This window comes from Gordonia ajococcus, assembly GCF_012974285.1.
GTDB classification, from domain to species: Bacteria; Actinomycetota; Actinomycetes; order Mycobacteriales; family Mycobacteriaceae; genus Gordonia; species Gordonia amicalis.
Window position 1 is genome coordinate 542,839 of record NZ_CP052884.1, and the last position, 26,575, is coordinate 569,413.

Genomic DNA, 26,575 nt, shown 5'->3' on the forward strand with positions numbered 1-26,575 from the left:
GCGACCAACGTCCGCCGGCGACAAAACTTAGGTTAGCCTAAGTTATTGAACGTCATGTCGCCAGATGATCTGAATCACGCTTCGGTGAGCAATGGACCACCCCTGTGCGTTACAAAGATTAGGCTAACCTACCCAAGGGTGGTGAGTTGAGTTCGGTCGCCGCGACCCACGCGATTCGCGCGCTCCGGCGCAGTGGACGCCATTCGCCAGATGAACGAGATAGCCGACGTCGCGGTCGGCGAGAACGGGGAACGAACATGTCGCAGAGCAGCGTGGTCTTGGAGGAGGCCGGCTCCACCAATACCCTCGCAGCAACTGTCCGAGAGGCGATGTCGGCGGGGAACACCACGCTGTCCGTGCTCGACTCCGACACCGGCGAGTGGGTCACCGCGCCCTGGCGCGAGGTCCACGCACGCGCCGAGCAGATCGCGATGCAGCTACTCGCCGACAGTGAGCTGCACGAGCCGCTCGCTGTCGGACTCATCGGCGATCCCACCGTCGACCTGATCGCCGCGATCCAGGGTGCGTGGCTCGTCGGAGTGCCGGTGAGCATTCTGCCCGGACCCATCCGTGGAGCCGACGAGGACCGGTGGGCGCAGACCACCTACTCGCGGTTCGTCTCGATCGGCGTCGGCACAGTCCTGGGAAGCGGCTCCCAGCTCGACCTGCTCTCGAAGGTCGATGGTCACCTCAGGATCGCGCGGGTCGCCGAGTTCGGTGTCGCTGCCGACACCACCGACTTCGTCGCCCGCAACGTCAACAGCAACACCGTCGCTGTCCTGCAGGGCACCGCCGGGTCGACCGGTGACCCCAAGACCGCGGTGCTCCCGGCGTCGGCCGTGTACTCCAACGCGATCGAACTCGTGAGCCGCCTCGGGCTGCACCGCACCCGCGACACGGGGTTCAGTTGGCTCCCGCTGTACCACGACATGGGCCTGATGTTTCTGCTCGCCGGCATGACCACCGGCATCTCCACCTATGTGGTGCCGAACACCGCGTTCGCCGCCGCGCCGTTCAAGTGGATGCAGTGGCTGACCGAGACGAAGGCCACCGTGACGGCCGCCCCGAACTTCGCCTACGACATCCTCGGTCGCTACGGGAAGCTCCTGCGCGACGTCGACCTGTCGAACCTCCGCGTCGCGATCAGCGGCGGCGAGCCGATCGACGCCGACGCATTCGACAAGTTCCTGGAGGCGACCGCGCCGTTCGGTTTCGATCGCTCGGCGGCGGCACCCGCCTACGGCATGGCCGAATCCGCTTGTGCCGTGACGATGCCCGCAGTCGGCGAGGGCGCACATTACGACGAGGTGACCGTGACTCCGCCCGGCGGCGGCGAGCCCATTCGACGCCGGTACGCGATCCTCGGAAAGCCGCTGGGCGGCATGCAGATTCGGATCGTCGAACCGAATATTGACGTTCCCGCCATCGACGGTCGTTCCGTGGGCCACGTGGAGATCCGTGGTGCCTCGATGATGCGCGGCTATCTCGGCAGCGCCGATCTCGGTGCGGGGGAATGGTTCTCCACAGGTGACCTCGGTTACCTGATCGACGACCGCCTGGTCATCTGTGGACGGGCCAAAGAGGTCATCATCGTCGCCGGACGCAACCTGTTCCCGATCGAGATCGAGCGCGCGGCCGCCGAGGCCGCCGGCGTTCGGCGTGGCGGCGTGGTCGCGATGGCGCGGGGCGAAGGGTCGTCGCGTCCGGGCCTGGTGATCGTCGCCGAGTACAAGGGTTCGGACCCGGAAAAGGCTCGTGCCGAGGTCATGTCGGAGGTCGCATCGGCATGCGGGATCATGCCGGCGGAGGTGATCTTCGTGGCCCCGGATTCGGTTCCACGTACCACCTCGGGCAAGATCCGTCGCCTCGAAACCCGCCAGATGGTCGAGGACGGGACGCTCGGATCGGTCGAGCGACAGTGAGCCAGGTGGTGACAAGAGGTCGTGGATGGCAGGGCGCCGTCCTCAAGCTGCTGGGCGGCGACGACTTCCGGCTCACCGTGACCGGCTCCGAGGTGGTGACCGATCACTATGTGCGCCTGACGTTCACCGGCGGAGGGCTGCTCGCGAAGAGGGCACCGCACCCCACGATGTGGATTCGGCTGTGGTTCGACGACGCGGGAAGACTCCATCAGCGGGGATACACCGTCGTCGATGCCGACCCCGTCGCCGACACGTTCGGGATCGAGTTCGCGATCCACGACGGCATCGCCGCCCGCTGGGCGCAGCAGGCGCAGCCCGGGGACACGATCAACGCGACCGTGATGGGTTCGAGGTTCGCGATGCCCGCAGACGGGATCCGCGGCTGGATCATCGCCGGCGACCCGGCCTCACTGCCGGCGATCAACTCGCTGCTCGACGCCATCGAGGCATCCGATCGCCCGGAGATGCCTGCCACGATCTGGTTGGAGTACCAGCATGAGAGCGACAGGTCCCAGCCGCTGCGTGCTCGTGCGCACGACACCGTCCACTGGATCGCGCGTGAGGACGAGGGCGCCGCACTCGTCCACGCCGTGCGCGCCTCGGCGTTCGCGGCGGACGACCACTTCGGCTGGGTCGCACTGGACTCCGTCAGCACCCGCGCGGTCTCGGCGACGCTGAGGAACGAGTACGGCATCCCGAAGAAGTCGGTGAAGGCACAGGCCTACTGGATTCCGGGAAAGTCGTTCGTCTGAGGTTCTTCCTGCCCGACGCACCGATCCTCTCGGTTCCGTGGTCGCACCGCACGATCGCTTCCGCTGCCAACATCATTCACTCCTTCGGGGGATACTTCGCCTCAAGGAGCCTGAATAGCATTCATCGGCAGGGGACTTGGTCCAAGGTGAATGCTCAGGAGGCACAGACGTTGAAGCACTCCCGGATGTGGATCGGCGTCGTCAAAGCCGTTGGCGGTGGAGCGTTGGTTGTGTGCGCGGCTGCTCTCGGTGCCGGAGTTGCGGGTGCAGACACCCCCGATGGGGGAGCTGAGACGTCGGTCTCGGCGTCGGGAACGGGGGCTGAGTTCTCATCTGCCGGAGCGCCCTCGGACACGGGACATCCGTCGATCCCGATGGATTCCGACTCGAATTCCGCTGACACAGAGGCTGATTCCGGGAACCTCGTCTCTGGGGACGACTCGAGCCCCGAGGAGGGCGGTGAGTCCCGTTCGGTTGTAAGTGGGGGCCCGGAGTCGGTCGACGCCCTGCCCGAGCCGGCCTCTTCGGGCATCCCAGAAGATCCAGAACCGGTGGGCGCCGATAAGCGTCCGGTTCGGTGGACGCCGTGGGACGAGCAGGCTGCTACGGGAACGGACTCCGACATCCCTGCACCCGAGATCCCGGAAGCGGGAACATCGAGTGGACCTGTGGACCAGGAGTTGCACGGCACCGGCGCACCTCCGATCACCTCGGTTGCACCGGTTGCACCGGTTGCACCGGTTGTCCGCGCACCAACCGTTGAACACACAGGGCAGTTGCGCGTTCGGGGCCTACCTTTGGTATCCGGCCGAGCAGGCAGGGCCGACGCTGCGCCGATGATCTCCGCAGAAGAATCTCAGCCGCTTCCGGCAGGAGAACCGCTGCCCTTGCCGCCGGTGGGATCGGCCGAGTTTGCGTCCGCGTACCTGGCGTATGTGAGGCAACGTGATCCGGAGGGCATCTTCTTTCCATTCATCACCGCAGAACAAGTCACCGCACCTGCGACCTACCTCTACTATGACGAAACTGGGCAACTGGTTGAATCGCCGAACTTCCCACCGTATGCGTCCGGAGTGCTCGAGGGTCTCGCCGGCTACGATTCTGAACATCTCGTCTATGCGAACGCCTACGACACTCCCGTTGCGGTTCTCGTCACGGCGTCGACCACCAGCGAGGTCGAGACAGTGTGGATCGAGGTGCTCCAGCCGGGCGAATCGATTCTCATCCAGAAGACTTCGGGGGGCTTCACACAAGTGAGTGTGTCCGCGCCCCGGAGCGGTTCGACGATGTACAACCTCGGGACCGGCGCCATATGGTTCGACGCGGACGGCGAGGTCACGGGGAGTGTGCGCTCGATTCCAACCGCCATCACTATCGCCGGGCCAACTGCTGGCGACATGTTCGGCGGGCTCAACCCTGGTGCCGGAACTGGATCGCCGATCCGCACTTACTCGTCGCGATCGTCAACCGTTACCCAGTACAACGCGTTCCTGTCGAGCACTGCTTACCGGACATTCGTCGACTGGGCTTCGATCGCGGTCGGCATCCTCGGCGGTACCGACTTGGGCCGCGCGAACCTCTTTCTGACGAGTATCGGGTTGACCATGGGCGCCGTTGACGGCAAGCCGATCAAGGTGATCGCCGGACTGGTGGGAGAAGCCGCCAGCCGGTTCTCCGAGAGCATGGCCAAGCGTGGGAGTGGTGTCGGTTACCTGGCGGGTGTCACCGTGGCGACCTACGCATATGTGTTCGAGCAGGCCTCCGCGATCGACAGCAAGTACGTGCCAGAGACGATCGACTACGCGAAGAAGAACCCGGGGGTCGTGTTCCAGGAACTCGGCAAGGCCACAGTCCAGGTTGCGGCCAAGGTTTCTTCCATCGCTCTCAGTCCGCTGCGCAGCATATTTCGGTGGTGAGGTCGTGATCTCAGCCGAGCTCGAACACCACCGGGGCATGGTCGCTGGCGCCCTTGCGTTTTCGCGCGTCACGGTCGACATGTGCGCCCATGACGCGCGTGTCGAGCGCGGGTGAACAGAACGCGTAGTCGATACGCATCCCCTCGTTGCGCGGGAAACGTAATTGGGTGTAGTCCCAGAACGTGTAACCCGGGGCGTAGGGGAGTGCGGAGTCGACCAGGCCGCCATCCAGGAAGCGCTGCACCGCAGCACGTTCCGGCGGCGTGACGTGGGTGCGTCCCTCGAAGTACTCGCGGTCCCAGACGTCGTCGTCGGTCTGCGCCACGTTCCAGTCGCCGGCCAGCATCATCTCGGCGGCCGGATCGTGTGCCAACCGGAGCGCGATGTGGTCACCGAGGGCGTCGAGCCAGCGGAGTTTGTACTCGTAGTGCGGGTCCTCGGGCGTTCGGCCGTTGGGGACGTACAGACTCCAGACGCGAATCCCGGCGCACACCGCGGAGATCGCCCGGGCCTCTCGGATCGGTTGGTTGTCGACCGGATAGGTGGGCACCCCGTCGAACGCGATCTCCACCCCGTCGAGTCCGACTCGCGACGCTATCGCCACCCCGTTGTAGGCGCCCTGCCCGACATGGGCGACGTCGTACCCGGACGCGAGGAAACTCATCAGCGGGAACGCGTCGTCGTGGCATTTCGTCTCCTGCATCGCCAGGACGTCGACGTCGGCCTGTTCCATCCATTCGACGATCGACTCCGAACGCGCTCGGATGGAGTTGACGTTCCAGGTGGCGATCCGCATCAGCCCTCCCTGCGGTTGTCGAGTTCGGCGACCGCCACACCCGCGGCGTCCCAGCGGGCCCGGACGGCGGAGGACCGGGAAGGGGCGGCCGACAGGATCAGCGCGAATGTCTTTCCGGCGTCACGATAGTGGTCGCGATAGAAGCCGATCGAGTCGGCGAACCACTCGAAGGCGGCGTCATCCTGCTCGAGCAGCCGGTCAGCCCTCGTGACGTGGCTGACGATGATCGACGGCGTTCGGCCGCCGGCGTCGGGTGCGTCGAGGTCGCGCATGCAGTCGTCGAAGGCATCGCGGTTGCGGCCGAAGTGATCCGGGAAGTCCCACACGCGGGCGAACGCGGTGAACAGCGCACCGGTCGTGGTCGCCGCAGTACCGCTGACGGTACGCAGACGGGTGTCGGGGCCCAGGTCGGGCAGCTCAGGCTCGATCGTGAGCCCGACCGCCGAGCCTTCTCTTCCGGCGTCGTCGAGGAATCGGCGGAGGCGAGCACCGAGACCGTCGCGTGCGGTCATGACGGTCCTCGGATCAGGATGAACGAGCGGTAGTGATCGGCGGTGTACCAGGCGGTCCCGTCGTTCCCGGTGACGATCCGTTCGGCATCTCGGCTGCGGCCGGGCTCCTTCGGGTTGACGTCCCATTCCCGGTAGGCGATGCGGCGTCCGTCGGCATCGGTGGACGGCAGCCGACGCTCGTTGTTACGGAAGGTGAGCCCGCCCTTCGTGCCCGGGGCCCGTGCGGCTTCCGGCCATTCGCCGGCGTCGATGAGCGCGAGCGTGCGGGTGACGTGCGCGGGGACCGCGGCCGGCGCACGCGTCTTCGGCGCGGTGGACCCGGACGTTGTGGTGCCCGACCTGGGAGTGGTCGTGGCGGCGGGCGTTCGAGTGATCGAACTCGACTGCGAGACGGTGCCGGCGGTCGCGGAGTCGTCGGCGCCGGAATCGCTGCCGCCGTCGACGAACCAGGTCACCGCGAAGACCAGCGCGATCACCACGAAGGCCACCGTGGTGATCGCGGCCTGCCGACGACGTTGTGCGACGGTCGGTGTCGAGCCTGTGCGGCGTGGCATCAGTGCTCCTGCGGGGCGGGGGCAGGGACGGGAACGTCGGGGGTGGGCAGGTCGCCGGCGGGGATGGCAGGGGTGACGTAGCGGTAGCTGTGGTGCAGACCGAAGCCGAGCCGGCGGTACCAGGCGCCGGCGAGGCGGTTGGTCGTCTCGACCTGCAAGTAGGCGCGGCCGGCGTCGTGCTCGGCACCCCATGCCACCAGTTCGGCGAGGACCTGCGACGACAACCTGCTTCGGCGTCGTTCCGGATCGGTCCACAGTGCCGACAGTCCCAGCCATCGGAGGCCGTCCGGTGATTCGGTGACCACGCCCCGACCGATCGCGATGGCCTCGGTCGACCCGTCGGCGTGGATCGCGGCGAAGGCTCGGGGACCGTCGCCGGCGGTCACCACCTCGCGTACCGCGTGGGCGTCGTGGCCGGAGCGGTGCCCGGAGTAGGCCGACACCCAGTCCACATCAGGATCGTCGGCGAGACGGACGGTGCCGGAACGGGACCCGGCCAGACGAGTCGCCAGCGCCGGGAGGTCGGCGGTGAGCATCTGCACCTCGACGTCGTCGACGCCACCGACGGTCGACGCCGTCAGCAATCGCTCCGGAAGCGCGAGGAGGGGCGGCAACCCCCGGTCGGCGTACCACTGTGCGATCCGCCCGAGCGTGGTCGCGTCGGGGTGTGCCGAACGGTCCAGTGGGACCGCGGAATTCGCGCGGCGACTGAACCCGTGTCCGGCGCGGACGAACCATCCCGCGATCCACGCCGTCTCCACACCCGGCCACGAGCGTGCGGCCACACCCTCCAGAGTGCGGATCTCGCTGTTGCGCACCGGCCTGGCCGACAGCAGCCGCACCGAGGTGACGGAGCTCGCCGGAACCGACACCACCTCGCCGTCGCGCTCCAGGCGAATCGGGTCGGCGTCGTCGATCAGGATGCCGGTGACATCCGATTGCGCCGCACCGGGATTGCCGCGCCAATCGGCGGGGGTCGACTGACCGAGCAGATAGCGCACGACGACTCGGTCGCCGATCACGGCGCCCGACTTCGTCGTGTGCAGCTGGGACACTGTCGTCCGTTGTGGCCTGGTCAGAATCGGTCAGTCGTCGTCATCGTCGTCGTGCCCGAACGGGTCGGCGACGGCGCCCGGCAGCCAGGTCAGTCCGGGTACACCCCACTTGTTGCGCTTGATGGCCTTCTTCGCGGCCCGCGCGTTGCGGCCGACGAGGACGTCGACGTAGAGGAAGCCGTCGAGGTGTCCCACTTCGTGCTGCAGCATCCGTGCGAAGAAGCCGTTGCCCTCGATGACGACCTCGGCGCCGGTCCGGTCGACGCCCGTGACGCGTGCCCAGTCGGCGCGGCCGGTGGGGAACTGCTCGCCCGGCACGGACAGGCAGCCCTCGTCGTTGTCGTCGGGATCGGGCATGGTCTCCGGGATCTCGGAGGTCTCCAGGACCGGGTTGATCACCTCGCCGCGACGACGGGTGGCCATGCGGTCGCCGTCAGGGCAGTCGTAGACGAACATGCGGGACCCGACACCGACCTGGTTGGCCGCCAGCCCGACGCCGTGGGCGGCGTCCATGGTCTCGAACATGTCGTCGAGGAGGGTGATGACGTCTTGCGACGGACGGCCGTCCGCGTCGAGCGGAACCGGGGAGGTGGGCTGGTGCAGCACCGGCTCGCCCACGATGCAGATCGGGAGAATCGCCATGTCGATCACCCTATAGCTGCTCAGGGCGCCGGAACGACGCCGGGTACGGCGTCGCGGACGGCGTCACCCAGCGGGCCCGGGATGCCCGGGAACAGGGTCGACTGCCAATCGAAGCCATCGACGGGATCGGTGACGACCTGCCCGGCGCAACCGCCCCGGAGCGACGTCACCACCCGGGCGATGATCGTCGGGTCCCGCATCTCGATGGCGTGGTCGAATCCGGTGTTGGCCAGGGGCACCGGCGAGTAGGCGCGACACTGCGCCGTGCCGTCGAGCCGGCCGTCGGTCCACTCCCCGTCGCTCTGGACGACCGAATAGCGGGTCGGGCCGGGAGCATCCGGACCCTCGTTGAGTCGTGTGACGGCGTCGGCGTACATGCAGGTGTCGTAGCCTCCGTCGCGCGGTTGCGAACATCCGCCGGGAGAGCCGTACTGGGCGGTGCCGATCGCCACGTACTCGTCGACCACCCGGGCGCCACCGAGGAACTTCAGATAATGACGCGCACCGAGGCCGCCGGCGCTGTGGGCGACGATGCCGACCGAATCGGCGCCCGCCGTGAGCGGGTCGACGACGTCCCTGATCAACCGGGCGTCGGAGGCCACGTCGCGGCCGCTCGCGTGGGCGTAGACGACCCGGTGCCCGGCCGAGCGGATGGCGTCGGCGAGCGGCCGGAAGGTCTCCTCGTTCTGGCGCTCGTCGGCGTAGAGCTGGTGGCCCGGAACGATCACCACGAGAGGCTCACCCGACGCGGCCGGCGCGGCCACCGCCGGTGCGGCGAGAGCCGTGCCCGCAGCGATGCCGACGCCGGCGAACAACGCGGTCAGGCCGCGCGACAGTCCTGAGATCATCCGATTCCCCCCGGATCGACGTGTACGTGGTGAGGCGAGGCTAACAGCGACGGCTCACACGTGGCCCCGGTCGAGCGTGCGTCGTGGCGAGTCACAGCGCGATGGGACGTCGAGACCGTGGTTAGATTGTCTGCGAACCACACCGTTGTGATTCGTCGCCGTGTCCTCCGAGGTCCGAATCGGGAAACCCGGGTCGGGTCGGTCCGCCGGCCCGGCGCACGTCAGCGACGGTGTGAGGGTCATCAGGTTTATCGGTGAGGGAGTGAGATGGACGGCGCAGCTGCGCGTAGCCAGAACGACGGCGATCAACCCACCCCCGACAACGGAGTCCAGCTCGATCCGCACGAGCTCGGTGCGGACGGACTGACGCGCCGGGAACACGACATCCTGGCCTTCGAACGGCAGTGGTGGAAGTACGCCGGCGCCAAGGAAGAGGCCATCAAGGAACTCTTCGGACTCTCGGCGACCCGGTACTACCAGGTGCTCAACGCGCTGGTCGACCGCCCGGAAGCGCTCGCCGCGGATCCGATGCTCGTCAAGCGACTCCGGCGGCTGAGGGCGTCGCGCCAGAAGGCCCGCGCCGCGCGCCGTCTGGGCTTCGAGATCACCTGAGACGCTGACCCCGGTCAGCCATCCGAGGTGCGTTAAGGTCGTCGGTGATGAATGCAGACCGTGAGCCCAATCGCCTCCCGCTGCGCGCGGGGGCGATGATGCTCTTCGCAGTGGCCGTCGTCTTCATCGGGCTCGGCTGGCATTCCGCGGCGACCTCGGGAAGCGAACCGGAGGCCGAGACGACCGCGACCGCCACCTCGACGCCCACCTCCGCGACCCCGTCGTCGACCTCCGCGTCGGCGTCGGCGAAGCGTGTGTGCGTGATCAACGCCGGCCAGGTGTCCGGACTCGCCTCGGATGTGACCGACCTGCTGAAGGAGAAGGGCTACACCATGGCCCAGCCCGGCAACTACACCGCGGGTGGCTTCAGCGAGAACACGATCTTCTACGACGAGGACTCCGACAAGGCGCAGGCCGATCAGCTGGCGGACGCGCTCGGCGGCACCGTCTCCGTCGAGGAACGTCCCAGCTCGTTCACCCGGTGCCGGGGCGGGTTGCCGGTGATCGTGGTGACCGCGGTCAGTGGATCGTGACGTACGCCGCCGGACTATCGTCGAAGCATTCAGAAAATTCAACAGCGCGCCTGTAGTCGTCGCGCACCGTTGGGCCGACGCCCAGTGAACCGCCCCAGCCGGGCGCAATCCCGGTGACAGTGATCAAGGAGTGACATGTCCGGACGTTCGAAACTCGCCGCGTCGCGCGCCCTCGCCGCGTTGGCTTCCGCGGGACTGATCGGGGTTGCCCTGGCCGGTTGCAGCCCCGACCAGAATCCCACGGATGTCCCCGGCACGACGCCGCCCGTGGTCACCGACAAGCCGCTGCCTCCGGGTGCTGCGGACGACGTCGACGGCGAGCCCACCGGCCAGACCGCCGTCGCCGAGATCAAGGACACGTCCGGCAAGGTCGTCGGCGAGGCCACCTTCTCGGCCGAGTCCGAGAGCGATGGTCCGGTCACCGTCAGCGTGCGCGTCACCGACGGCGATCTGCCGGCGGGCTTCCACGGCATGCATATCCACGAGAACGGTGTGTGCGACGCCGGTTCCGGTGGGGCGCAGGCCTTCACCTCGGCCGGCGGCCACCTGCAGGTCGACGGGAACACCAGCCACCCCTCGAGCGGTGACCTGGTCTCGATCAACATCCTCGAGGACCACACGGGCCGTACCGTCACCACGACGGACGCGGTGAAGCTCCAGCAGGTCTTCGGCAAGGCCATCATGATCCACGAGAAGGCCGACAACTTCGGCAACATCCCGGCCGACAAGTACCCGGGTGGACCGAAGGAAGACACCCTGAAGACCGGTGACGCCGGCTCCCGCATCGCCTGCGGCGTCATCGAAGAGAAGAGCTAGGCACCGCGATCCGACAGCGATCGCGGCCGTCCATGACACCGATCGAGTTCGACGGGTCGCCGTCCCCCACGCTGGGGGTCGAGTGGGAATTCGCGCTGACCGACAAGGTCACCGGCGATCTGTCGAACTCGGCGGCGGCGCTCTTCGCCGCGGTCGAGGAGCATCACCCGGAACGTCTGGGGAAGATCCACAAGGAGCTGCTCCGCAACACCGTCGAGCTGGTGACCGGCATCTGCCGGACGACCGGTGAGGCGGTCGCGGACCTCACCGACACACTCGGCATCGTGCGGGTACTGACCGAAGGGCTCGGCGTCGACCTCTACGGCGCGGGCACCCATCCGTTCGCCGAGTACTCGACCCAACTGCTGACCGAAGGGCACCGGTACGCCGAGCTCATCGAGCGCACCCAGTGGTGGGGTCGGCAGATGCTCATCTGGGGCGTCCACGTCCACGTCGGGATCAGCCACCGCGACAAGGTGCTCCCGATCCTCGACGCCCTGCTGAACTACTATCCGCATCTGCTGGCGCTGTCCTCGTCGTCGCCGATGTGGGCCGGCCAGGACACCGGCTACGCCAGCAACCGCGCGATGATGTTCCAGCAGCTCCCGACCGCGGGGCTGCCGTTCCAGTTCAAGACCTGGGAGCAGTTCGAGGCCTTCGTCGCCGATCAGAAGACGACCGGGATCATCGACCACCTCAACGAGATCCGCTGGGACATCCGCCCGTCGCCGCATCTCGGCACCATCGAGGTGCGGGTCTGCGACGGCATGACCAACCTCGGTGAGCTCTCGGCGATCGTCGCGCTGATCCACTGCCTCGTCGTCGATCTCGACCGCCGGTTCTCCGCGGGCGAGACGCTGCCGACGATGGCGCCCTGGCTGGTTCAGGAGAACAAGTGGCGGGCAGCGCGTTACGGCCTCGAGGCCATCGTCATCCTCGACGCGGACTGCACCGAGAGACTCGTCACCGAGGATCTCCACGACCTGCTCGAACGCCTACAGCCGATCGCGCGCGACCTCGACTGCGTCGACGAACTCGCCGGGATCGAGAACATCATCGCGCAGGGCGCCAGCTATCAGCGGCAGCGCGCGGTGTACCGCGACACCCACTCGATGCGCGACGTCGTCGCATCGGTGGTCGCCGAGCTGGACTGACCGTACGTCAACCGGCGCTCAGGGCCTGCCGGTTGAGCCACCGCGTCGAAACCGCGCCTTGTTGGTTGAGCCGGTAGCGAGCGGAGCGAGCCACCGCGTCGAAGCCTAGCCATGCTGGTTGAGCCGGTAGCGAGCGGAGCGAGCCACCGCGTCGAAACCTCGTGCCTTGCTGGTTGAGCCGGTAGCGAGCAAAGCGAGCCACCGCGTCGAAACCTCGTGCCTTGTTGGTTCAACCGGTCGGTGGGTGTGGTGGCGGCCGGGTTTCGACGCGACGCCTCGCTGCGCTCGGTGTCGGCTCAACCGGCAGTGGGGTCGTGTGTCGGCTCAACCGGCGGTGGGGTTGTGTGTCGGCTCAACGGGGTTTCGACGCGACGCCTCGCTGCGCACGGTGTCGGCTCAACCGGCGGTGGGGTTGTGTGTCGGCTCAACCGGCAGTGGGGTTGCCTACTCAGGGAGCGGGAGCTAATCCCGGTCGGGTGCCTCCATGTCCCGCTCCTCCATGAGGCCGTCGCGGGCACGCTGCTCCTGATACGCCAGGCGTCCGATCCGGTGTGCGACCACGGGTGCGGTGATCAGCGCGAAGAGTCCGGCCAGGATGAGCATTCCACTGTCGACACTGTCGCCGAGTCGCACGACGGCGCCGATCAGGACCAGCAGCAGGCCGAAGGTCTGCGGTTTGGTGGCCGCATGCATTCGGCTCAGCGTGTCCGGGAACCGGACCAGGCCGATGGCCGCGGTGACCGCAAGGAGGCAGCCGACGAGAATCAGCGTCGCGCTGACGATGTCCACAATCATTTCTTCACCGTCATGTCTGGTCATCCCGCACACGGAAGCGTGCGATCGACACCGATCCCACGAAGCTGACCAACGACAGCGCGACGATGGCCGGCACGACGGTCGAGTCCCGGCTGTAGGCCGCCCACACGCCGAGGCCACACATGCACAGGGCGATCAGTACGTCGAGCGCGACCAGGCGGTCGAGTGTGGTCGGACCCCGCAGGATCGCGACCGTCGTCAGGACCGCGGCGAGCAACAGCATCGCCGCCACGATCGTCCACACCACGCTCATGACCCCCCTCGATCCGACCGGCCCGTGGTCCGGTCAGGTTCTTCGGCCGGTCGGGCGCCGTCGACCGGCTCGATGGGCCGCACGTGATGGAAGTCCTCGTCGATGCCGTGGTACGGGCTGGGATGCCATTCGCTGTCGCGCTCGAAGGCCTTGATGAACATGCGCTCGACATACGCCACCTGGTCGTAGAAGGCGCGCACCTTCTTCTCCGAGCGGACGTCGAAGACATGGACGTACAGCATGCGCCGCCGGTGATCGATCTCGAGCACCATCGTGCCCGGCACGAGGTTCAGGTAGTCGACGGCGAGCGTGAGAACCATGTCCGACTTGATCGCCACCCGGACTCGCACGACCGCGCCGAGCGGCGGACGGCCGGGACGCAGGGCCATCCAGCCGATCTGCACACTCGAGACGAAGAAGTCGACGATCATCCGGACGAGGAGCCGCGCCACCGACAACGGATGGATACGGCCCTCGACGGGCACGCGGGGCAGCGGCAGCACGGTGAGCACCGCGATCGCCAGGACGACACCGCCGATGACGTTCGCCCAGGAGACGGTGCCCCACAACAAGACCCACACGAAGGTCAGCCAGGCGATGGTCCACAGCCGGACCCCGACCTCGCGGCCGTCGCCGCCGAGCCACTTGGGCAGGCTCGTGTGATTGCGCAGCCACACCAGGGCACTGACGAAGTGCCAGAAGACGAACAGCAGCGACACCCGCCAGGTGTTGATCACCAGCGACAGGACGGGTCCCTTGGTGGAGACCACGGGTGCGCGCCGCTTCGGCTCCCCTGCACGCTCGTGCTCGTGGCCGGTCTGCTTGCCGGTGGGCTGTTTCCCGGTCGTCATCGTGATCCACCTCCGCCCAACACGGCCTCGATATACACGCCGCGGTGGACGACGTCGGTGGCGGCGCTGTCGGTGAAGTCGAAGATGGGGCCGGCCCACACCGTGAGGACGAGGCCGGCGACGACCATCGCGAGCGTGGGGAGCACCATCATCGCCGGCATGCGGCCGACGTCCTCACGGTCGGAGAAGGCGCCGTCGTCGCGTTCGTCGATGAGCGCGGACGGTCCCTGGTCGGCCAGTTCGCCCTCAGGGGCGTCGGCGCGGGGCCGCCAGAATCCCTTGGTCCAGATGCGGGCCACCACGTACAGCGTGAGGAGGCTGGTGACGACCGAGCCGGCCACCAGGATCCAGGCCAGCACCGAGCCGTTCTGCGCGCCGGCCTCGAGGAGGGCGACCTTGCCGATGAACCCGGAGAACGGCGGGATACCGCCCAGGTTGAGGGCCGGGACCAGGAACAGGATGGCGAGGACGGGGCTGGCGATGAGGCCGCCGAGACGGCGCAGTGACGCCGAACCCGCCTGACGTTCGATCAGCCCCACCACCAGGAACAACGTGGTCTGGACGAGAATGTGGTGGGCGACGTAGTAGATCGCCGCCGACATACCGAGTTCCGAGGACAGGGCGACACCGAAGACCATGTAGCCGATGTGGCTGACGAGGGTGAACGACAACAGACGTTTGATGTCGGACTGTGCGATCGCACCGAAGATGCCCACGATCATCGTCAGCAGTCCCGCGACCATCAGCACCGTGTCCATCGACCCGCCGGGGAACAACAGTGTGTGGGCGCGGACGATCGCGTACACACCGACCTTGGTGAGCAGGCCCGCGAACACCGCGGTGACCGGCGCCGGTGCGGTCGGGTAGGAGTCGGGCAGCCACGTCGACAGCGGGAACACCGCGGCCTTGATGCCGAAGGCCACGAGCAGCACGGCGTAGAGCGCGTTGCGGGTGCCGCTGGAGACGTCGTCGAGACGGACGGCCATCTCCGCGAGGTTCAGCGTGCCGGTCGTGGCGTACGCGAAGGCGATGCCGGCCAGGAAGATCAGCGACGACACCATCGACACCATCACGTACGACGCGCCGGCTCGCACGCGCTCCTCACTGGCACCGAGCGTCAGCAGCACGAAACTCGCGGTGAGGAGCACCTCGAAGGACACGTACAGGTTGAACAGGTCGCCGGCGAGGAAGGCGTTGCAGACACCCGCGGTGAGGATGAGATAGGTCGGCAGGAAGATCGACGTCGGCTGTTGCGCCGTGCCGTCCCGGATGCCCTGACCGATCGCGTACACGACGACGCAGAGCAGCACGATCGTCGAGACGACGAGCATCAGGGCGGCCAGTTGATCGACGACCAGCGTGATCCCGAGAGGACCGTTGGGGTAACCCTTGTCGCCCCAACCGCCGATCGCGACGGCGAAGGTGCCGTGCCGGTCGGTCAGGTAGAGCAGCAGACACGACGTGATGAACGCCACCGAGATCGCCACGATGGCGACCACGCGCTGGAACCGGGGGCTCCGGCCCAGCAGCAGCGACAGCGCGGCGGCGCCCAGGGGCACCAGCGTCGGCAGGGCGATCAGGACGGGAATCCAGGACGGCTGCGGAGTCATCGGTCACCCCCTTCGGAGCTGTGTGCTGCGTCGTCGGCGGCGATCTTCTCACCGGAGCTGCCGATGACATTCGGCTCGCCCGAGTCGTCGTCGGGCACCTTGTCGCCCACGACGTCCGGGTCGTCCTCGGTGTCGTCGGAACCGATCTCGTCGATGACGTCCGAGTCGGTCGGCATGATGTCGGTCTCATGCAGGGCGGAGTGCCGCTCGGCGACCTCCTCGGGGGTGAGCGGGTTGCCCGCGTCGTCGAAGTAGTCGCCGGTCACGGTGTCGGACAAGGTGACCGGGTCGTCGCTGCGGTCGCGGTCGGGGGCGGTGTCGAGCGTGCCGGTCTTGATCTTGACGTCCTCGACGTCGTCCTCGACGTCGTCGTCGTCTCGGTTGATCACGAACAGCCGGTACACGAGCGCGAGCACGAACGCCGCCACACCCATGGTGATGACGATCGCGGTCAGGACCATCCCCTGTGCGAGCGGGTCGGCGTCGGTTGCACGGTTCTCCGACGACCGGCCCAGGATCGGCGGATTGCCCATCCCGCCGGACACCACGATGATCATCAGGTTCAGCGCGTTGCCGCACAGGAGCAGGCCGAACAGCATCCGGACCAGGCTGCGTTCCATCAGCAGGTACACACCGCAGGCGGCCATGAATCCGACGACCAGCAGGAGCGGGAGGTTGGTGCTCATCGCGCCACCTGCCCCTTCCCGGTCGGTACGTTCTCGGCTGTCGGTTCGTCCGATTCGGCCGGGACCGTCTCCGACGAGGTCCGGGACCGGACCGTGGTGCGGGCCACCGTCGTCTCGACGTCGAGACGCGCACCGAGACTGCGCAGCACGTCGAGCACGAGGCCGATCACGATGAGGTAGATGCCGAGGTCGAAGAACAGCGCGGTGACCAGTTTGATGTCGCCGAGGACGGGGACGGTGATCTCGAAGACGGCCGACGAGAGCGCCGGGGCCCCGAGGAACATCGAGGTGATCGCGGTGGTGGCGGAGATCGCCAGACCCGCGCCCAGGATGCGGCCCGGTTCGATCGGCAGGGCCTCACCGAGCTCGTAGCGTCCGCCGGCGAGGTACCGCAGGACGAGTGCGAGTCCCGCCGTGAGTCCGCCGGCGAACCCACCGCCCGGCGAGTTGTGGCCGGCGTAGAAGAAGTAGACCGAGAGCACCACCATCGTCGGGAACAGCAGACGTGTCGTCGCCTCCAGCACCATCGAACGGTGCCGCGGGTCGCGCAGACCCGACCCGAGCAGCCACGTCGTGCGGTCGGGTGGGATCGGATCGTCGTCGTCCGAATCGTCGCCACTGATGCCCGCCTGCAGCCGGATGGCGTCGGCGACGCGTGGTGCCGCGCCGAAGCGTCGGTTGCGGAACACCATCGAGGCGACGCCGGTCGCCGCGACGATCAGCACCGACACCTCGCCGATCGTGTCCCAGGCGCGGATGTCGACCAGGAGCACGTTCACCGCGTTCGCGCCGTGCCCGTACTCGTAGGCGGCTTCGGGGAGGTCGACGTGCAGGGGCTCGGTCGAGCGCGCGGAGGCCGCGTACAGACCGATCACCACGAGCATGGCGCCGAATGCGAGACCGATCAGCGCGCGGAGGGGCTTGAAGCCCGTGGCATGCCGCTTCTCCGGCTCGGCGGGCAGCTTGCGCAGCACGAGCACGAAGATGACCAGCGTCAGGGTCTCCACCAGGAACTGGGTGAGTGCGAGGTCGGGGGCGCCGTAGAGCGCGAACAGCATGCCGCAGCCGTAGCCGGTGATGCCGACCAACAGTGTCGCGGCGAGACGATTGCGCAGGACGACCGCGGCGAGCGCCGAGGCGATCATGATTCCGCCGATGACGACCTGGACCGCGGTGGCGCTGTAGTCGACCTGCAGCCGGTCGCGCGCGCCGAGGAACAGGACGATCGTCGGCAGCAGGATCGCCGTGCACAGGATGACGCCCTGGGTGATGGGCAGTGAACCGCGCTGGGTGTTGCGGGTCAGCAGCAGCGAGATGGTGTCGGCCGAGCGCAGCGCAGCGTCGTAGATGCGGTCGGCGTTGAGCAGGGGCCGGAACCCGAAGACGCGGTCGCGGATTCGGCGGATGCCGAGGAAGGCGATCACACCGCCCACGATGACGATGATCGAGAAGATCACCGGGAGGCCGAATCCATGCCACAGGGCGAGGTGTTCGATCTCGTGGCCGTAGCTGTTCAGGGTCTCGGCGTAGGGCTCGAAGAGATCGCCGATCGGTCCGCTGACGAGTCCGGCCACCACTCCGGCGACCGCGAGGACGACCGGGGAGAGGTAGAAGGCCCATGAGGGTGCGTGCATCTTCGCCACTGCCGGGCTGGGCGTGTGCCGCACCTTGCGGCCGAAGGCTCCCCACAGGAAACGGAGCGTGTACGCGCAGGTGATGATCGAGCCGACGAGCAGCACTATGTCGACGGTGTGGGCCTGCCAGGGGGCGAGGGCGCCGGTGTCCCAGACCGACGCGAAGGCGGTTTCCTTGCCGATGAAACCGAAGGTGAAGGGGATGCCGGCCATGCTGGCGCCGGCGACCGCGGCGGTGATGGCGAGCACGGGTAGCCGATGACCGAGCCGCGCGAGTTTACGTATGTCGCGGGTACCGGTGGCGTGGTCGATGATGCCGACGACCATGAACAGCGAGGCCTTGAACATGGCGTGCGCGACGAGCATGGCGAGTCCGGCCATGGCCACGTTGGCGTCGCCGATGCCGACGAGCACGGCCATGAACCCGAGCTGTGACACCGTGCCGAAGGCCAGGATGAGCTTGAGGTCGAGTTCACGCAGCGACCGCCAGCTGCCGAGGACCATCGTGAACGCGCCCAGTCCGACGACGGCGACCTGCCAGCTGGCGGTGACCGAGAAGGCCGGTGCGAGGCGCGCGATCAGGTAGATGCCGGCCTTCACCATCGCCGCGGCGTGCAGGTACGCGCTGACCGGGGTGGGGGCGGCCATGGCGCCCGGGAGCCAGAAGTGGAACGGGGCGATGGCCGATTTGCTGAGTGCGCCGATGAGCAGCAGGACGATCGCGACGTCGACGTAGACGCCGGTCGGCGGGGTCGCGATGATCTCCGAGAGCAGGTAGGTCCCGGACCGTTCGCCCAGCATGATGATGCCGACGAGCATGGCCAGGCCGCCGAAGGTGGTGACCAGCAGCGCCTGGGTGGCCGACCGTCGGGCTGTCGCGCGGACGCCGTAGAAGCCGACCAGCATGAACGACAGCACGGTCGTGAGCTCCCAGAACACATAGAGCACGAGCATGTTGTCGGAGACGACCAGACCGAACATGGCACCGGCGAAGGCGACCATCTCGCCGCCGAACAGTGCGACGCGGGGACGGGCGTCGTCGAAGTAGTGGGCGCAGTAGCAGAGCACGAGGGCGCCGACGCCGAGGATCAGCACGGACAGGATCGCCGCGAGGGTGTCGAACCGGGTGACGATGTCCATCTGCAGCGACGGAACCCAGCTCACCGTCTCCACGACGGCGCGGTCGGCTTCCGGGTCGGGCCAGTGGGAGATCACCCAGATCAGGGCGCCGAGCGGCGCGAGTGCGAGGATGTAAAAGCCCCGGGTGCCGATCCAGTGGATGACTGCGGGCGCTATCAGTACGCACACTGCCAACGCAGTCAACACGGATATCAAAAGGGCACTCCGTCTTTCTCCCGGCGGGGTGTCACGGGCGAACGCCCGCGGGAACTACTTTACCGTTGCCCGTATGTTCCGGTTCGACTGGCTCTGGCGTCTCCTTGTGGTACTGGCTTCGATCGTGGTGGTCGCGGGCTCCCTGGCCGGGTGCGGTGAGGAGGAGCAAGCCGGTCCCGAGGGTGTCCCGCTGCCGTCGGATTTTCCCGTCACGCAGGTGCCGCTGATCGACGGGCACGTGCTCTCGGCGAGCGGTACACGCGCCGACGGCTGGGAGGTCACCGTCCAGGGCCCGGCGAATGCCGGCAACCAGCTCGACGCGGCGGCGAAGAAGCTCACCGACGCCGGCTACACCGAATCGCACCGTTCCACCGAAGGTGGTCAGTCGGTCGCCGTGTTGTCCGCGTTCAAGGGCGGATCGACCTTCTGGGTCCAGATCGGCGCATCACCCCAGGCAGCCGGTGGTGGTTCATCGGTGTTCTACCTGGTGAACGCGGAATAATCCGGCGCATCAGCCCCCGCTGCGGCGGGGGCTTTTTCGTGGCCGGAGCTGCGAGACAAATGACAGAACATGTCAGGTGTTGACCTAACGCCTTTCGGTTACTAGTCTCTCCTGTGACCCGCTTCACAACGCTGCGTCACCGTGTTGTCCGCCCTGGACTCCGGGGCGCACATCCACTCATCGAGGAGCTGTTCCATGACGACGACCGAACAGGCGGCCGACCCGCTCGCCACCATCGCCGACCGCGACCGAGTCTTCATCGGAGGCCGCTGGGTCGAATCGAGCGGCAATGACTGGATCGACGTGGTCGACTCGTACTCCGAGCGCACCGCGGCCCGCGTCCGTGCCGCCACCGCCGAGGACATGGCGCGTGCCGTCGACGTGGCCCGGGCATCGTTCGACGGCGGTGAGTGGGCGCGCAAATCGCCTGCGGAACGCGCCGACGTGATCGACACCATCGCCGACCGCCTCGAGGCACGGGTCCCCGAACTGACGACACTCGGCATCGTCGAGGTCGGCGTCACCGCGCCCGTCAGCGCGATGACCCAGCAGATGGTGCTCGGCCTGTACCGCGCGGTGGCCGCCGAGGCGCGCAAGGTGAACGTCGTCAAGGAGCCGACCGGCGTCGTCGCCGCGATCATCCCCTGGAACGGACCCATCGGCAGCATCGCCTTCAAGGTCATCCCGGCCCTGGCCGCCGGCTGCTCGGTCGTCCTCAAGACCTCGCCCGAGGCGCCGCTGTCGCCGTCGGTGTTCGCCGACGTGGTCGCCGAAATCGTCGAGGAGGGGGTGATCCCCGAGGGCGTCCTCAGCGTGCTCGTCGCCGACCGTGAGGTCTCCGAGTCGCTCGTGGTCAACCCGAAGGTCGTCGAGCACTGCCAGCAGGTCCTGGCCGACTTCAAGGTGCCCCGCTACGTGGTGATCCGGCAGGACCCGCTGCCCCGGCTCCCAAGTGGAAAGATCGCCAAGACGGTGATCCGGGACGAGTACAAGGACGTGGACACTCGCTTCGATCGCGTGCGCTGAGGGGTGCGCGTGCGTTAGACGGGATACGCGCTGGGTGTGAGACGGCCGAGGTTGCGGAGGGACATCCGCACCTCGGTCGTTTTGCTTGTCGGCCTGGCTCGACGCCACGGACGACGAGGCTGTCTCGATTTTTTCCGCCTCGCGGACAGATGACACAGTTTGTCCGTTGTAACATCGCTTGAGGGAGGTGCACACACGTGGCACGCAGAAAGACGGGCAACGTCCTGAGCGAGGACGTCGATGAGGCCCGTAAACAGATCATGGTCGCTGCGGAGAAGGTTTTCCAGCGATACGGCGTATCGAAGACGACGATGGACGACATCGGTCGCGAGGCCGGCGTGTCCCGGCCGACCGTCTACCGCTACTTCGGCGACCGCGACACCCTCATCTCGGCCATCATCGAACGGCGCTCGCGGATGCTGTTCGCCAAGGCGCGGAAGTTCCTGCTGGAGAAGGAGTCCTTCGCCGACCAGCTCGTCGAGGGTCTGATCTTCCTGGTCGATCGCGGACGTCGGGATCCGTTGATCCGCATCCTCGTCAGTCCCGAGCACATGCAGATGGCCGAGCCCCTGGTCGGCGCCTCGGGTCTCGCCGCGCGGTTGACCGCGGAGATGTGGGACCCCGTCATCGAACGGGCGATGGAGCGCGGCGAGATTCGCCGGGACGTCGACAAGGAGAAGATGGCCGAGTGGATCGCGCTCGTCCAGTTCATCCTCGTCGGGCGTCTGGACTTCGACCGTCCGGATGACCCCGAACACCGGGACATGTTGCGTAACTTCGTTCTTCCGGCGTTCCTGCCGAGCGCGGTCCCGGCCGCCACCGCCAAGTCATAGTCCGAACCGCAAAGCGCCCTCGAAATCCGCCCTCCACAGACTGCCCGACGACGCCACGTCGGCGCGGCTACAGAGGGTGGTTCCAGGGGCGGTTTCGGTGGCTACGGCGAACTCTCGGAGTAGACCTCGTCGATGACCGAGGCGTACTTTTCGGCGACTGCGCGTCGTTTGAGTTTCATGGTCGGTGTCAGTTCGTCGGAATCCGGTAGCCACTCGTCGGCGAGCAGCCGATAGTGCTTGACCTGCTCGACCCGCGACAGCTGACCATTGGCACGCTCGACTGCTTCGGCGATCACGGCCTGCAGGGCAGGATCCGCGACCAGTGTCGCCGGGGAGCCGTCGGCGAGTCCGTGCGCGGCCGCGTAGGTGTCCGCGGCGTCCGGATCCAGGACGATCAGTGCGACGTTGTACGGGCGCCGGTCGCCGAAGACACACGCCTGGCCGATGAGCGGCGATGCGCTCTTGAGTTTGCCCTCGATGTTCACCGGCGACATGTTCTTACCGGCGGCGTTGATGATGAGTTCCTTCTTGCGGAACATGCGAACAGACCGTCCTCGACGGCGTTCCGGACCACCGGGATTCGGTGCTCGACGACGACGAGCAGCCCGCGAACGACTGCATGATGGTCTGCGTCTCGCGCAGCTGCTCGGCGCGGCTGGTTCTGGATCTCTGACCCGAAAGGACCGTCCGAGCGCGCCCATCGTCAGCCCGCTGCGACCTCGTCCGCGGCCGGGAGGTCGTGATCCCGGATGATGCCGTGCAGGAAGCTCCGCATCATCGCCTCGAACAGCTGCTTCTGGGTCAGTTCGTTCTTCGACAACGCCTCGGCGAGAAGCGGTTGCGAATCGGCCGACACGTTGGGGAAGATCGCCGAGCGCGGTCGCGGCGGCCGCATCGCCTCCATGAGTACCGCGCCGATGGACAGCGTCTCCATGCCGTCGAGGATGCGGACATGCAGGTCGACGGGGACTCCTGACTCCAGCAGGAACTCGGCGGTGTCCTCGTAGGTGGCGGTGAACAGGTCGCGGGGCAGGTGCTGCAGCAGAACCGGTGCGGCATTGCGATGACGGAGGATCGACTGCCGGAAGTTCAGGGCCAGGTTCACGAAGAACTCCGGCCAGTCCGGTCCGGGTTTCATCCGGGGCCGGCGCACCGCGGTGCCGGCGATGTACCGGGCGACCTCGGTGAGGATCTCGTTCTTGTCGTCGAAGTGGTGGTACAACGACGGCGCGCGGACCCCGAGATGCTTGGCGAGTTTGGGGAGGCTGAAGGCGTCGAGCCCTTCGGAGTCGATGATCTCGATCGATGCCATCACGGCGGCATCGCGACTGATCAACGGCTTGGACGGCCGTGCCATTGTTCCCCTCTCAGCGCGTCACAAAGTGCGGCACACCTTATGCGCGCCCGCATCTGACCTAACCACAGTAGTTTCTGCGTGACCGATCGTCCATGTGGTGGGGGCGATTCTCTCCGGTCAGTCCAGGCGGCGCTCGGCGTACGCCCTGAGCTCCTCCACCTGGACCGGGTCGAGGGAGGGGCGGACCCGTCGCCGGGCCTCGGTGACATCGTCGGCGGTGACCGCGGCGGCGTTGATGTCCCGGCGCATCGCCGACAGGGCGGCTTCGCGCAGGAGCGCCGAACAATCTGCGGCGGAATAGCCGTCGAGGTCGGCCGCGAGTTCGTCGAGGTCGATGTCGTCGAGCGGGACGTCGCGGCCGCTGGCGCGCAGGATGTCACCGCGGGCGGCGGCATCCGGCGGCGGTACGAAGACCAGTCGTTCGAGGCGTCCGGGCCGCAGCAGAGCGGGATCGATGAGATCGGGCCGGTTGGTGGCGCCGAGCACGACCACGTCCTGCAGCGGTTCGACCCCGTCGAGTTCGGTGAGCAGCGAGGCCACCACGCGGTCGCCGACCCCGGAGTCGGTGGACTGTCCGCGGCGGGGAGCGAGGGCGTCGACCTCGTCGAGGAAGATCAGCGACGGCGCCGATTCCCGTGCGCGGGCGAAGAGGTCACGGACCGCCTTCTCCGACGAGCCGACCCACTTGTCCATCAGCTCAGCACCTTTGACGGTGTGCACCGACAACTGGCCGGACGCGGCGAGCGCCCGCACGACGAAGGTCTTGCCGCAGCCGGGCGGGCCGAAGAGCAGCACACCGCGCGGCGGGTCGACGCCGAGACGGGCGAAGGTGTCGGGGTGCTGCAACGGCCACAGCACGGCCTCGGTCAGGGCCTGCTTGGTCTCGACCATGTCGCCGACGTCGGCGAGCGTGATCGAACCCAGGGCCACCTCGGGTGAATCCGACCGTGAGACCGGGCGGATCACGTCGAGCGCGCCCACCAGGTCCTCGGTGCGGAGTGCCGGTTCGGACCTGGTGTTGCTGGCACGGGTGGCGGCGCGCAGCGCGGCCTCCCGGGTGAGCGCGGCGAGGTCGCCGGCGACGAAGCCGGGCGTGCGTGCGGCCACCGAGTCGAGGTCCAGGTCGCCCTCGGTCGGAACCGTCGACAGGATCGCCGACATCAGCCGCGCCCGCGTCGCGGCGTCGGGTAGGCCGATGATCAGTTCGCGGTCGCACAACGACGGATCGCGAAGGCGCGAGTCGAGGCGGACCGGCTCGGCCGTGGTCGCGACGAGTGCGATGCGACCGTCGGCGATGCCCGACCGCAACTCGTCGAGGATGAGGGTGGCGACCGGCTCGGGTTCGGACGGCAACAGGGCGTCGACGTCGGTGATGAGCAGGACCCCACCGGTCGCGCGGGCCTGGGCGACGGCGTCGGAGACCGTGCGCAGGCGGGTGTTGGGTTCGGTCGCGCCGGTCGTCGGGCCGTCGACGGTGACGAGTGTGCGTTTCGCGCAGACCGACCGCACCACTGTCGCCTTGCCGCCGCCGGCCGGCCCGGTCACCAGGACACCGAGGCGGGGTGCGGCTCCCAGGGTGCGCAGCACGTCGGGCTCGTCGAGCGTGATCGCCAGCCATTCGGTGAGCTTGGTGATCTGGGAATCGACGCCGACCAGCTCGGACACCGGCCGGACCGGGACGTCCGGCTCCTCCACCGGGAGGCGGCCGACGCCGGCCGCGGTCGCCGGGGCGGGTGCGCTGACCTGCGCCTCGGGCACGATGCCGAGTGCGCCCGGAAGACGCGGTGAACCGGTGCGGTCGCCGAGCGGGGGTACCACGCCGGCGGTCGTCGACCACAACACCGCGGTGTTGGTCTGGACGCTGACGGGGGAGCCGGGATCGGTGCCGGTGACCGTGAGCAGTTCGGTGGTCCAGGTGATGCCGACGGACCGGGCCAGGGCGCGCGTCGCCTCGGTGGCGGCGAGTTCGGGGCCGAGGTCGCGCGGCAGCAACGACACCGCGTCGCCGACCGACAGCACCTTGCCGAGCAGCGCGCGCCGGAGCGTGGACTCGGTGATCGACTGGGTGGCCAGTACCGAACCGTTCACGATCACCCGGCTCGCCCCGTGCACGACCACCGGTGCCAGCACCACCGAGGCGTTCTCTCTGACCCCGGCGTTGGAGAAGAGGATCTCGTCGAGCAGCGCGATCCCGGTCGGCGACGCCGCGCCGGTCGCCGCGACCACCGCGGCGGTCACGCGGGCGCCGGTGATCGACACGGCGTCCCATTCCCGCAGCGACAGCGCGGTCAGCACCTCGGGATGGACCCGGATGATGCCGCGCCGGGCCTCGGCCGCGGAGGTGTTGAGCCGCGCGGTCAGCGTCAGGGACACCTGTGAGCTCACTCGGTCTCGCTTTCGGCTTCGGCGGCCACCGGTCCAGCGCCGGCGGTCGCGGCGTTCCGGTCCGCGGTGTCGTCCTCGGTCGGGCGATCAGCGGGCTGGTGATCAGTGGGCTGGTGAGCAATGGCCGGGGTGCCGGTCGGACGGTTGAGGCCGAGCCGGCGCTGCGACTTGAGGACGGGGCGTCGTCGACGGCCGTCGGGCTCGGTCTTCGACGCCTTCCGCTGTGCGCGACGTTCGGCGGGCCTCTCCTCCCAGTACTCCGGTCGGGAGGCGACCCAGCGCCGTGAGCGCCACGCGAACGGGATGTGGATCGCGTAACCGAGGATCGCGATCATCATCAGCACGTACGGGTAGGTCAGCAGGAGTGCCGCGCCGACCGCGACGAGGACGAGGAGACCGGCGACCGCGCGGGGCGGGATCGACGCGGTCTTCAGCGACGCGGTCGGGACCCGGCTGACGGCGAGGAAGGCCACCAGGACCAGCCAGCCGCCGACGGCGGGAAGCGACGTCCACCAGCCCTCACCGAACTGCTGGGCGAGACCGATCGGCAGCAGCGCGGCGATGGCGGCCGCGGGCGCCGGAACGCCGACGAAGAAGTCCCTGGTGTAGCCGGGTGCCTCCTCGTCGTCGAGCAGGGTGTTGAAGCGGGCCAGGCGCAGCACGACCGCGCAGCAGTAGACGAGCGCCAGCGCCCAACCGAGATCCTGGCCCTCGAGCAGGTGGAAGTAGACGATCATCGCCGGCACCACGCCGAAGTTGATCGCGTCGGCCAGGGAGTCGATCTCGGCGCCGATCCGGCTGGTCGCGCCCATGAGCCGGGCGACCCGTCCGTCGATGCCGTCGAGGAAGGCCGCGGCCACGAGCAGACCCATGGCGGCGTCGATGTCACCGGTGGTCGCCGCGCGCATCGCCGTCAGTCCGGCGCAGATCGCGAGGATCGTCAGCGACGACGGGATGATGATGCGCCCGGCCTGCGCCTCTCGGCGGACGCGACGCCGCTCGGGTTCCCGTGGCGCCGCCGGTGTCGGGGCGTGGGCCTGCGCCTGGCGTCGTGCCGACCGCGCGGTGGGGTTGCGGGTCGTGGAGGGTCGGGTCGGTCGGCGGATCCCGGGGCCACCGGCCCGGAGTCCGGAGTGGCCGTCGGAGGAGTTCGCTGCTGGGGGGTTCACGGGCGG

Annotated in this window: 25 protein-coding genes and 2 pseudogenes; 11 read left to right on the forward strand and 16 right to left on the reverse strand. The window is 68.0% G+C overall.

Annotated elements, in window-relative coordinates; translation table 11 throughout:
* Positions 1-257: 257 nt before the first annotated feature.
* The 3 genes from mbtM to GAA2_RS02435 all read left to right on the forward strand — a co-directional run bounded on the left by mbtM (position 258) and on the right by GAA2_RS02435 (position 4,590).
* Positions 258-1,922 (forward strand): long-chain-fatty acid--ACP ligase MbtM, encoded by a 1,665-nt coding sequence (gene mbtM / locus GAA2_RS02425; RefSeq protein WP_006436916.1) that lies wholly within the window; start codon positions 258-260, stop codon positions 1,920-1,922.
* The gene (locus GAA2_RS02430; protein ID WP_191834682.1) at positions 1,919-2,674 is read left to right on the forward strand and encodes a siderophore-interacting protein; all 756 of its coding nucleotides are present in this window, start codon (positions 1,919-1,921) and stop codon (positions 2,672-2,674) included. The genes mbtM and GAA2_RS02430 overlap by 4 nt, the downstream gene beginning before the upstream one ends.
* A gap of 836 nt (positions 2,675-3,510) precedes the next feature.
* On the forward strand, positions 3,511-4,590 hold the full coding sequence (locus GAA2_RS02435; RefSeq protein ID WP_191834683.1) for a hypothetical protein: 1,080 nt from the start codon (positions 3,511-3,513) through the stop codon (positions 4,588-4,590).
* Between the two features lie 10 nt (positions 4,591-4,600).
* On the opposite strand, the gene GAA2_RS02440 is transcribed toward GAA2_RS02435, so the two are convergent.
* The 6 genes from GAA2_RS02440 to GAA2_RS02465 are packed head-to-tail and all read right to left on the reverse strand — an operon-like array spanning position 4,601 to position 8,997.
* Positions 4,601-5,386 (reverse strand): exodeoxyribonuclease III, encoded by a 786-nt coding sequence (locus GAA2_RS02440; protein WP_191834684.1) that lies wholly within the window; start codon positions 5,384-5,386, stop codon positions 4,601-4,603.
* On the reverse strand, positions 5,386-5,898 hold the full coding sequence (locus tag GAA2_RS02445; protein ID WP_191834685.1) for a barstar family protein: 513 nt from the start codon (positions 5,896-5,898) through the stop codon (positions 5,386-5,388). The genes GAA2_RS02440 and GAA2_RS02445 overlap by 1 nt, the downstream gene beginning before the upstream one ends.
* Positions 5,895-6,452 (reverse strand): ribonuclease domain-containing protein, encoded by a 558-nt coding sequence (locus tag GAA2_RS02450; protein WP_191834686.1) that lies wholly within the window; start codon positions 6,450-6,452, stop codon positions 5,895-5,897. The genes GAA2_RS02445 and GAA2_RS02450 overlap by 4 nt, the downstream gene beginning before the upstream one ends.
* On the reverse strand, positions 6,452-7,507 hold the full coding sequence (locus tag GAA2_RS02455) for a GNAT family N-acetyltransferase (RefSeq protein WP_191834687.1): 1,056 nt from the start codon (positions 7,505-7,507) through the stop codon (positions 6,452-6,454). The genes GAA2_RS02450 and GAA2_RS02455 overlap by 1 nt, the downstream gene beginning before the upstream one ends.
* Before the next feature lie 30 nt (positions 7,508-7,537).
* Positions 7,538-8,149, reverse strand: coding sequence for a peptide deformylase (locus tag GAA2_RS02460; RefSeq protein ID WP_040004806.1), 612 nt, complete (start codon positions 8,147-8,149; stop codon positions 7,538-7,540).
* 20 nt (positions 8,150-8,169) lie between these two features.
* Complete coding sequence (locus tag GAA2_RS02465) at positions 8,170-8,997, reverse strand: esterase/lipase family protein (protein ID WP_191834688.1); 828 nt, start codon at positions 8,995-8,997, stop codon at positions 8,170-8,172.
* A gap of 267 nt (positions 8,998-9,264) precedes the next feature.
* Between GAA2_RS02465 and GAA2_RS02470 the strand changes: the two genes are divergently transcribed.
* The 4 genes from GAA2_RS02470 (at position 9,265) to GAA2_RS02485 (ending at position 12,112) form a co-directional block, all read left to right on the forward strand.
* A complete protein-coding gene (locus GAA2_RS02470) occupies positions 9,265-9,609 on the forward strand; it encodes a DUF3263 domain-containing protein (RefSeq protein ID WP_006436908.1) in 345 nt (114 codons plus the stop codon).
* 47 nt (positions 9,610-9,656) lie between these two features.
* Positions 9,657-10,142 (forward strand): LytR C-terminal domain-containing protein, encoded by a 486-nt coding sequence (locus GAA2_RS02475; RefSeq protein ID WP_006436907.1) that lies wholly within the window; start codon positions 9,657-9,659, stop codon positions 10,140-10,142.
* A 135-nt stretch (positions 10,143-10,277) separates the two neighbouring features.
* Positions 10,278-10,958, forward strand: coding sequence for a superoxide dismutase family protein (locus tag GAA2_RS02480; protein WP_191834689.1), 681 nt, complete (start codon positions 10,278-10,280; stop codon positions 10,956-10,958).
* A 32-nt stretch (positions 10,959-10,990) separates the two neighbouring features.
* On the forward strand, positions 10,991-12,112 hold the full coding sequence (locus GAA2_RS02485; RefSeq protein WP_191834690.1) for a glutamate--cysteine ligase: 1,122 nt from the start codon (positions 10,991-10,993) through the stop codon (positions 12,110-12,112).
* A 462-nt stretch (positions 12,113-12,574) separates the two neighbouring features.
* On the opposite strand, the gene mnhG is transcribed toward GAA2_RS02485, so the two are convergent.
* The 6 genes from mnhG to GAA2_RS02515 are packed head-to-tail and all read right to left on the reverse strand — an operon-like array spanning position 12,575 to position 19,297.
* On the reverse strand, positions 12,575-12,907 hold the full coding sequence (gene mnhG / locus GAA2_RS02490; RefSeq protein ID WP_006436904.1) for a monovalent cation/H(+) antiporter subunit G: 333 nt from the start codon (positions 12,905-12,907) through the stop codon (positions 12,575-12,577).
* Positions 12,908-12,917: 10 nt separating this feature from the next.
* The gene (locus GAA2_RS02495) at positions 12,918-13,181 is read right to left on the reverse strand and encodes a monovalent cation/H+ antiporter complex subunit F (protein ID WP_006436903.1); all 264 of its coding nucleotides are present in this window, start codon (positions 13,179-13,181) and stop codon (positions 12,918-12,920) included.
* Complete coding sequence (locus tag GAA2_RS02500; protein WP_191834691.1) at positions 13,178-14,032, reverse strand: Na+/H+ antiporter subunit E; 855 nt, start codon at positions 14,030-14,032, stop codon at positions 13,178-13,180. Before GAA2_RS02500 ends, GAA2_RS02495 begins: the two co-directional genes overlap by 4 nt.
* A complete protein-coding gene (locus GAA2_RS02505) occupies positions 14,029-15,642 on the reverse strand; it encodes a Na+/H+ antiporter subunit D (RefSeq protein ID WP_191834692.1) in 1,614 nt (537 codons plus the stop codon). Before GAA2_RS02505 ends, GAA2_RS02500 begins: the two co-directional genes overlap by 4 nt.
* Positions 15,639-16,328, reverse strand: a complete 690-nt coding sequence (locus GAA2_RS02510) for a Na(+)/H(+) antiporter subunit C (RefSeq protein ID WP_006436900.1) — start codon at positions 16,326-16,328, stop codon at positions 15,639-15,641. The genes GAA2_RS02505 and GAA2_RS02510 overlap by 4 nt, the downstream gene beginning before the upstream one ends.
* Positions 16,325-19,297, reverse strand: a complete 2,973-nt coding sequence (locus GAA2_RS02515; protein ID WP_191834693.1) for a Na+/H+ antiporter subunit A — start codon at positions 19,295-19,297, stop codon at positions 16,325-16,327. The genes GAA2_RS02510 and GAA2_RS02515 overlap by 4 nt, the downstream gene beginning before the upstream one ends.
* A gap of 73 nt (positions 19,298-19,370) precedes the next feature.
* Here GAA2_RS02515 and GAA2_RS02520 point away from each other — a divergent pair, with 73 nt between their 5' ends.
* The 3 genes and pseudogenes from GAA2_RS02520 (at position 19,371) to GAA2_RS02530 (ending at position 21,658) form a co-directional block, all read left to right on the forward strand.
* Entirely contained in the window at positions 19,371-19,799 is a 429-nt protein-coding gene (locus GAA2_RS02520) for a hypothetical protein (RefSeq protein ID WP_096272932.1), read from the forward strand.
* Positions 19,800-19,994: 195 nt separating this feature from the next.
* Positions 19,995-20,666, forward strand: a pseudogene (locus GAA2_RS02525) (aldehyde dehydrogenase family protein); the annotation flags it as partial.
* Positions 20,667-21,022: 356 nt separating this feature from the next.
* Positions 21,023-21,658 carry a TetR/AcrR family transcriptional regulator gene (locus tag GAA2_RS02530; protein WP_191834694.1) on the forward strand — a complete coding sequence of 212 codons (636 nt, stop codon included), beginning with the start codon at positions 21,023-21,025 and terminating at the stop codon, positions 21,656-21,658.
* A 101-nt stretch (positions 21,659-21,759) separates the two neighbouring features.
* Here the strand turns inward: GAA2_RS02530 and GAA2_RS02535 are convergent, their stop codons facing one another.
* Complete coding sequence (locus GAA2_RS02535; RefSeq protein WP_238064140.1) at positions 21,760-22,197, reverse strand: hypothetical protein; 438 nt, start codon at positions 22,195-22,197, stop codon at positions 21,760-21,762.
* On the opposite strand from GAA2_RS02535, the pseudogene GAA2_RS23025 reads away from it, so the two are divergent.
* Positions 22,185-22,331: pseudogene (locus GAA2_RS23025) on the forward strand (oxidoreductase); the annotation flags it as partial. The gene GAA2_RS02535 and the pseudogene GAA2_RS23025 overlap by 13 nt on opposite strands.
* A gap of 30 nt (positions 22,332-22,361) precedes the next feature.
* Here GAA2_RS23025 and GAA2_RS02540 read toward each other — a convergent pair.
* From GAA2_RS02540 to GAA2_RS02550, 3 genes are all read right to left on the reverse strand, one after another.
* Positions 22,362-23,015: a TetR family transcriptional regulator gene (locus GAA2_RS02540; protein ID WP_006436879.1), complete on the reverse strand. Its 654-nt coding sequence runs from the start codon at positions 23,013-23,015 to the stop codon at positions 22,362-22,364.
* A 117-nt stretch (positions 23,016-23,132) separates the two neighbouring features.
* Positions 23,133-25,400 (reverse strand): AAA family ATPase, encoded by a 2,268-nt coding sequence (locus GAA2_RS02545; protein ID WP_191834695.1) that lies wholly within the window; start codon positions 25,398-25,400, stop codon positions 23,133-23,135.
* Complete coding sequence (locus GAA2_RS02550) at positions 25,397-26,569, reverse strand: CDP-alcohol phosphatidyltransferase family protein (RefSeq protein ID WP_191834696.1); 1,173 nt, start codon at positions 26,567-26,569, stop codon at positions 25,397-25,399. The genes GAA2_RS02545 and GAA2_RS02550 overlap by 4 nt, the downstream gene beginning before the upstream one ends.
* Positions 26,570-26,575: the final 6 nt, after the last annotated feature.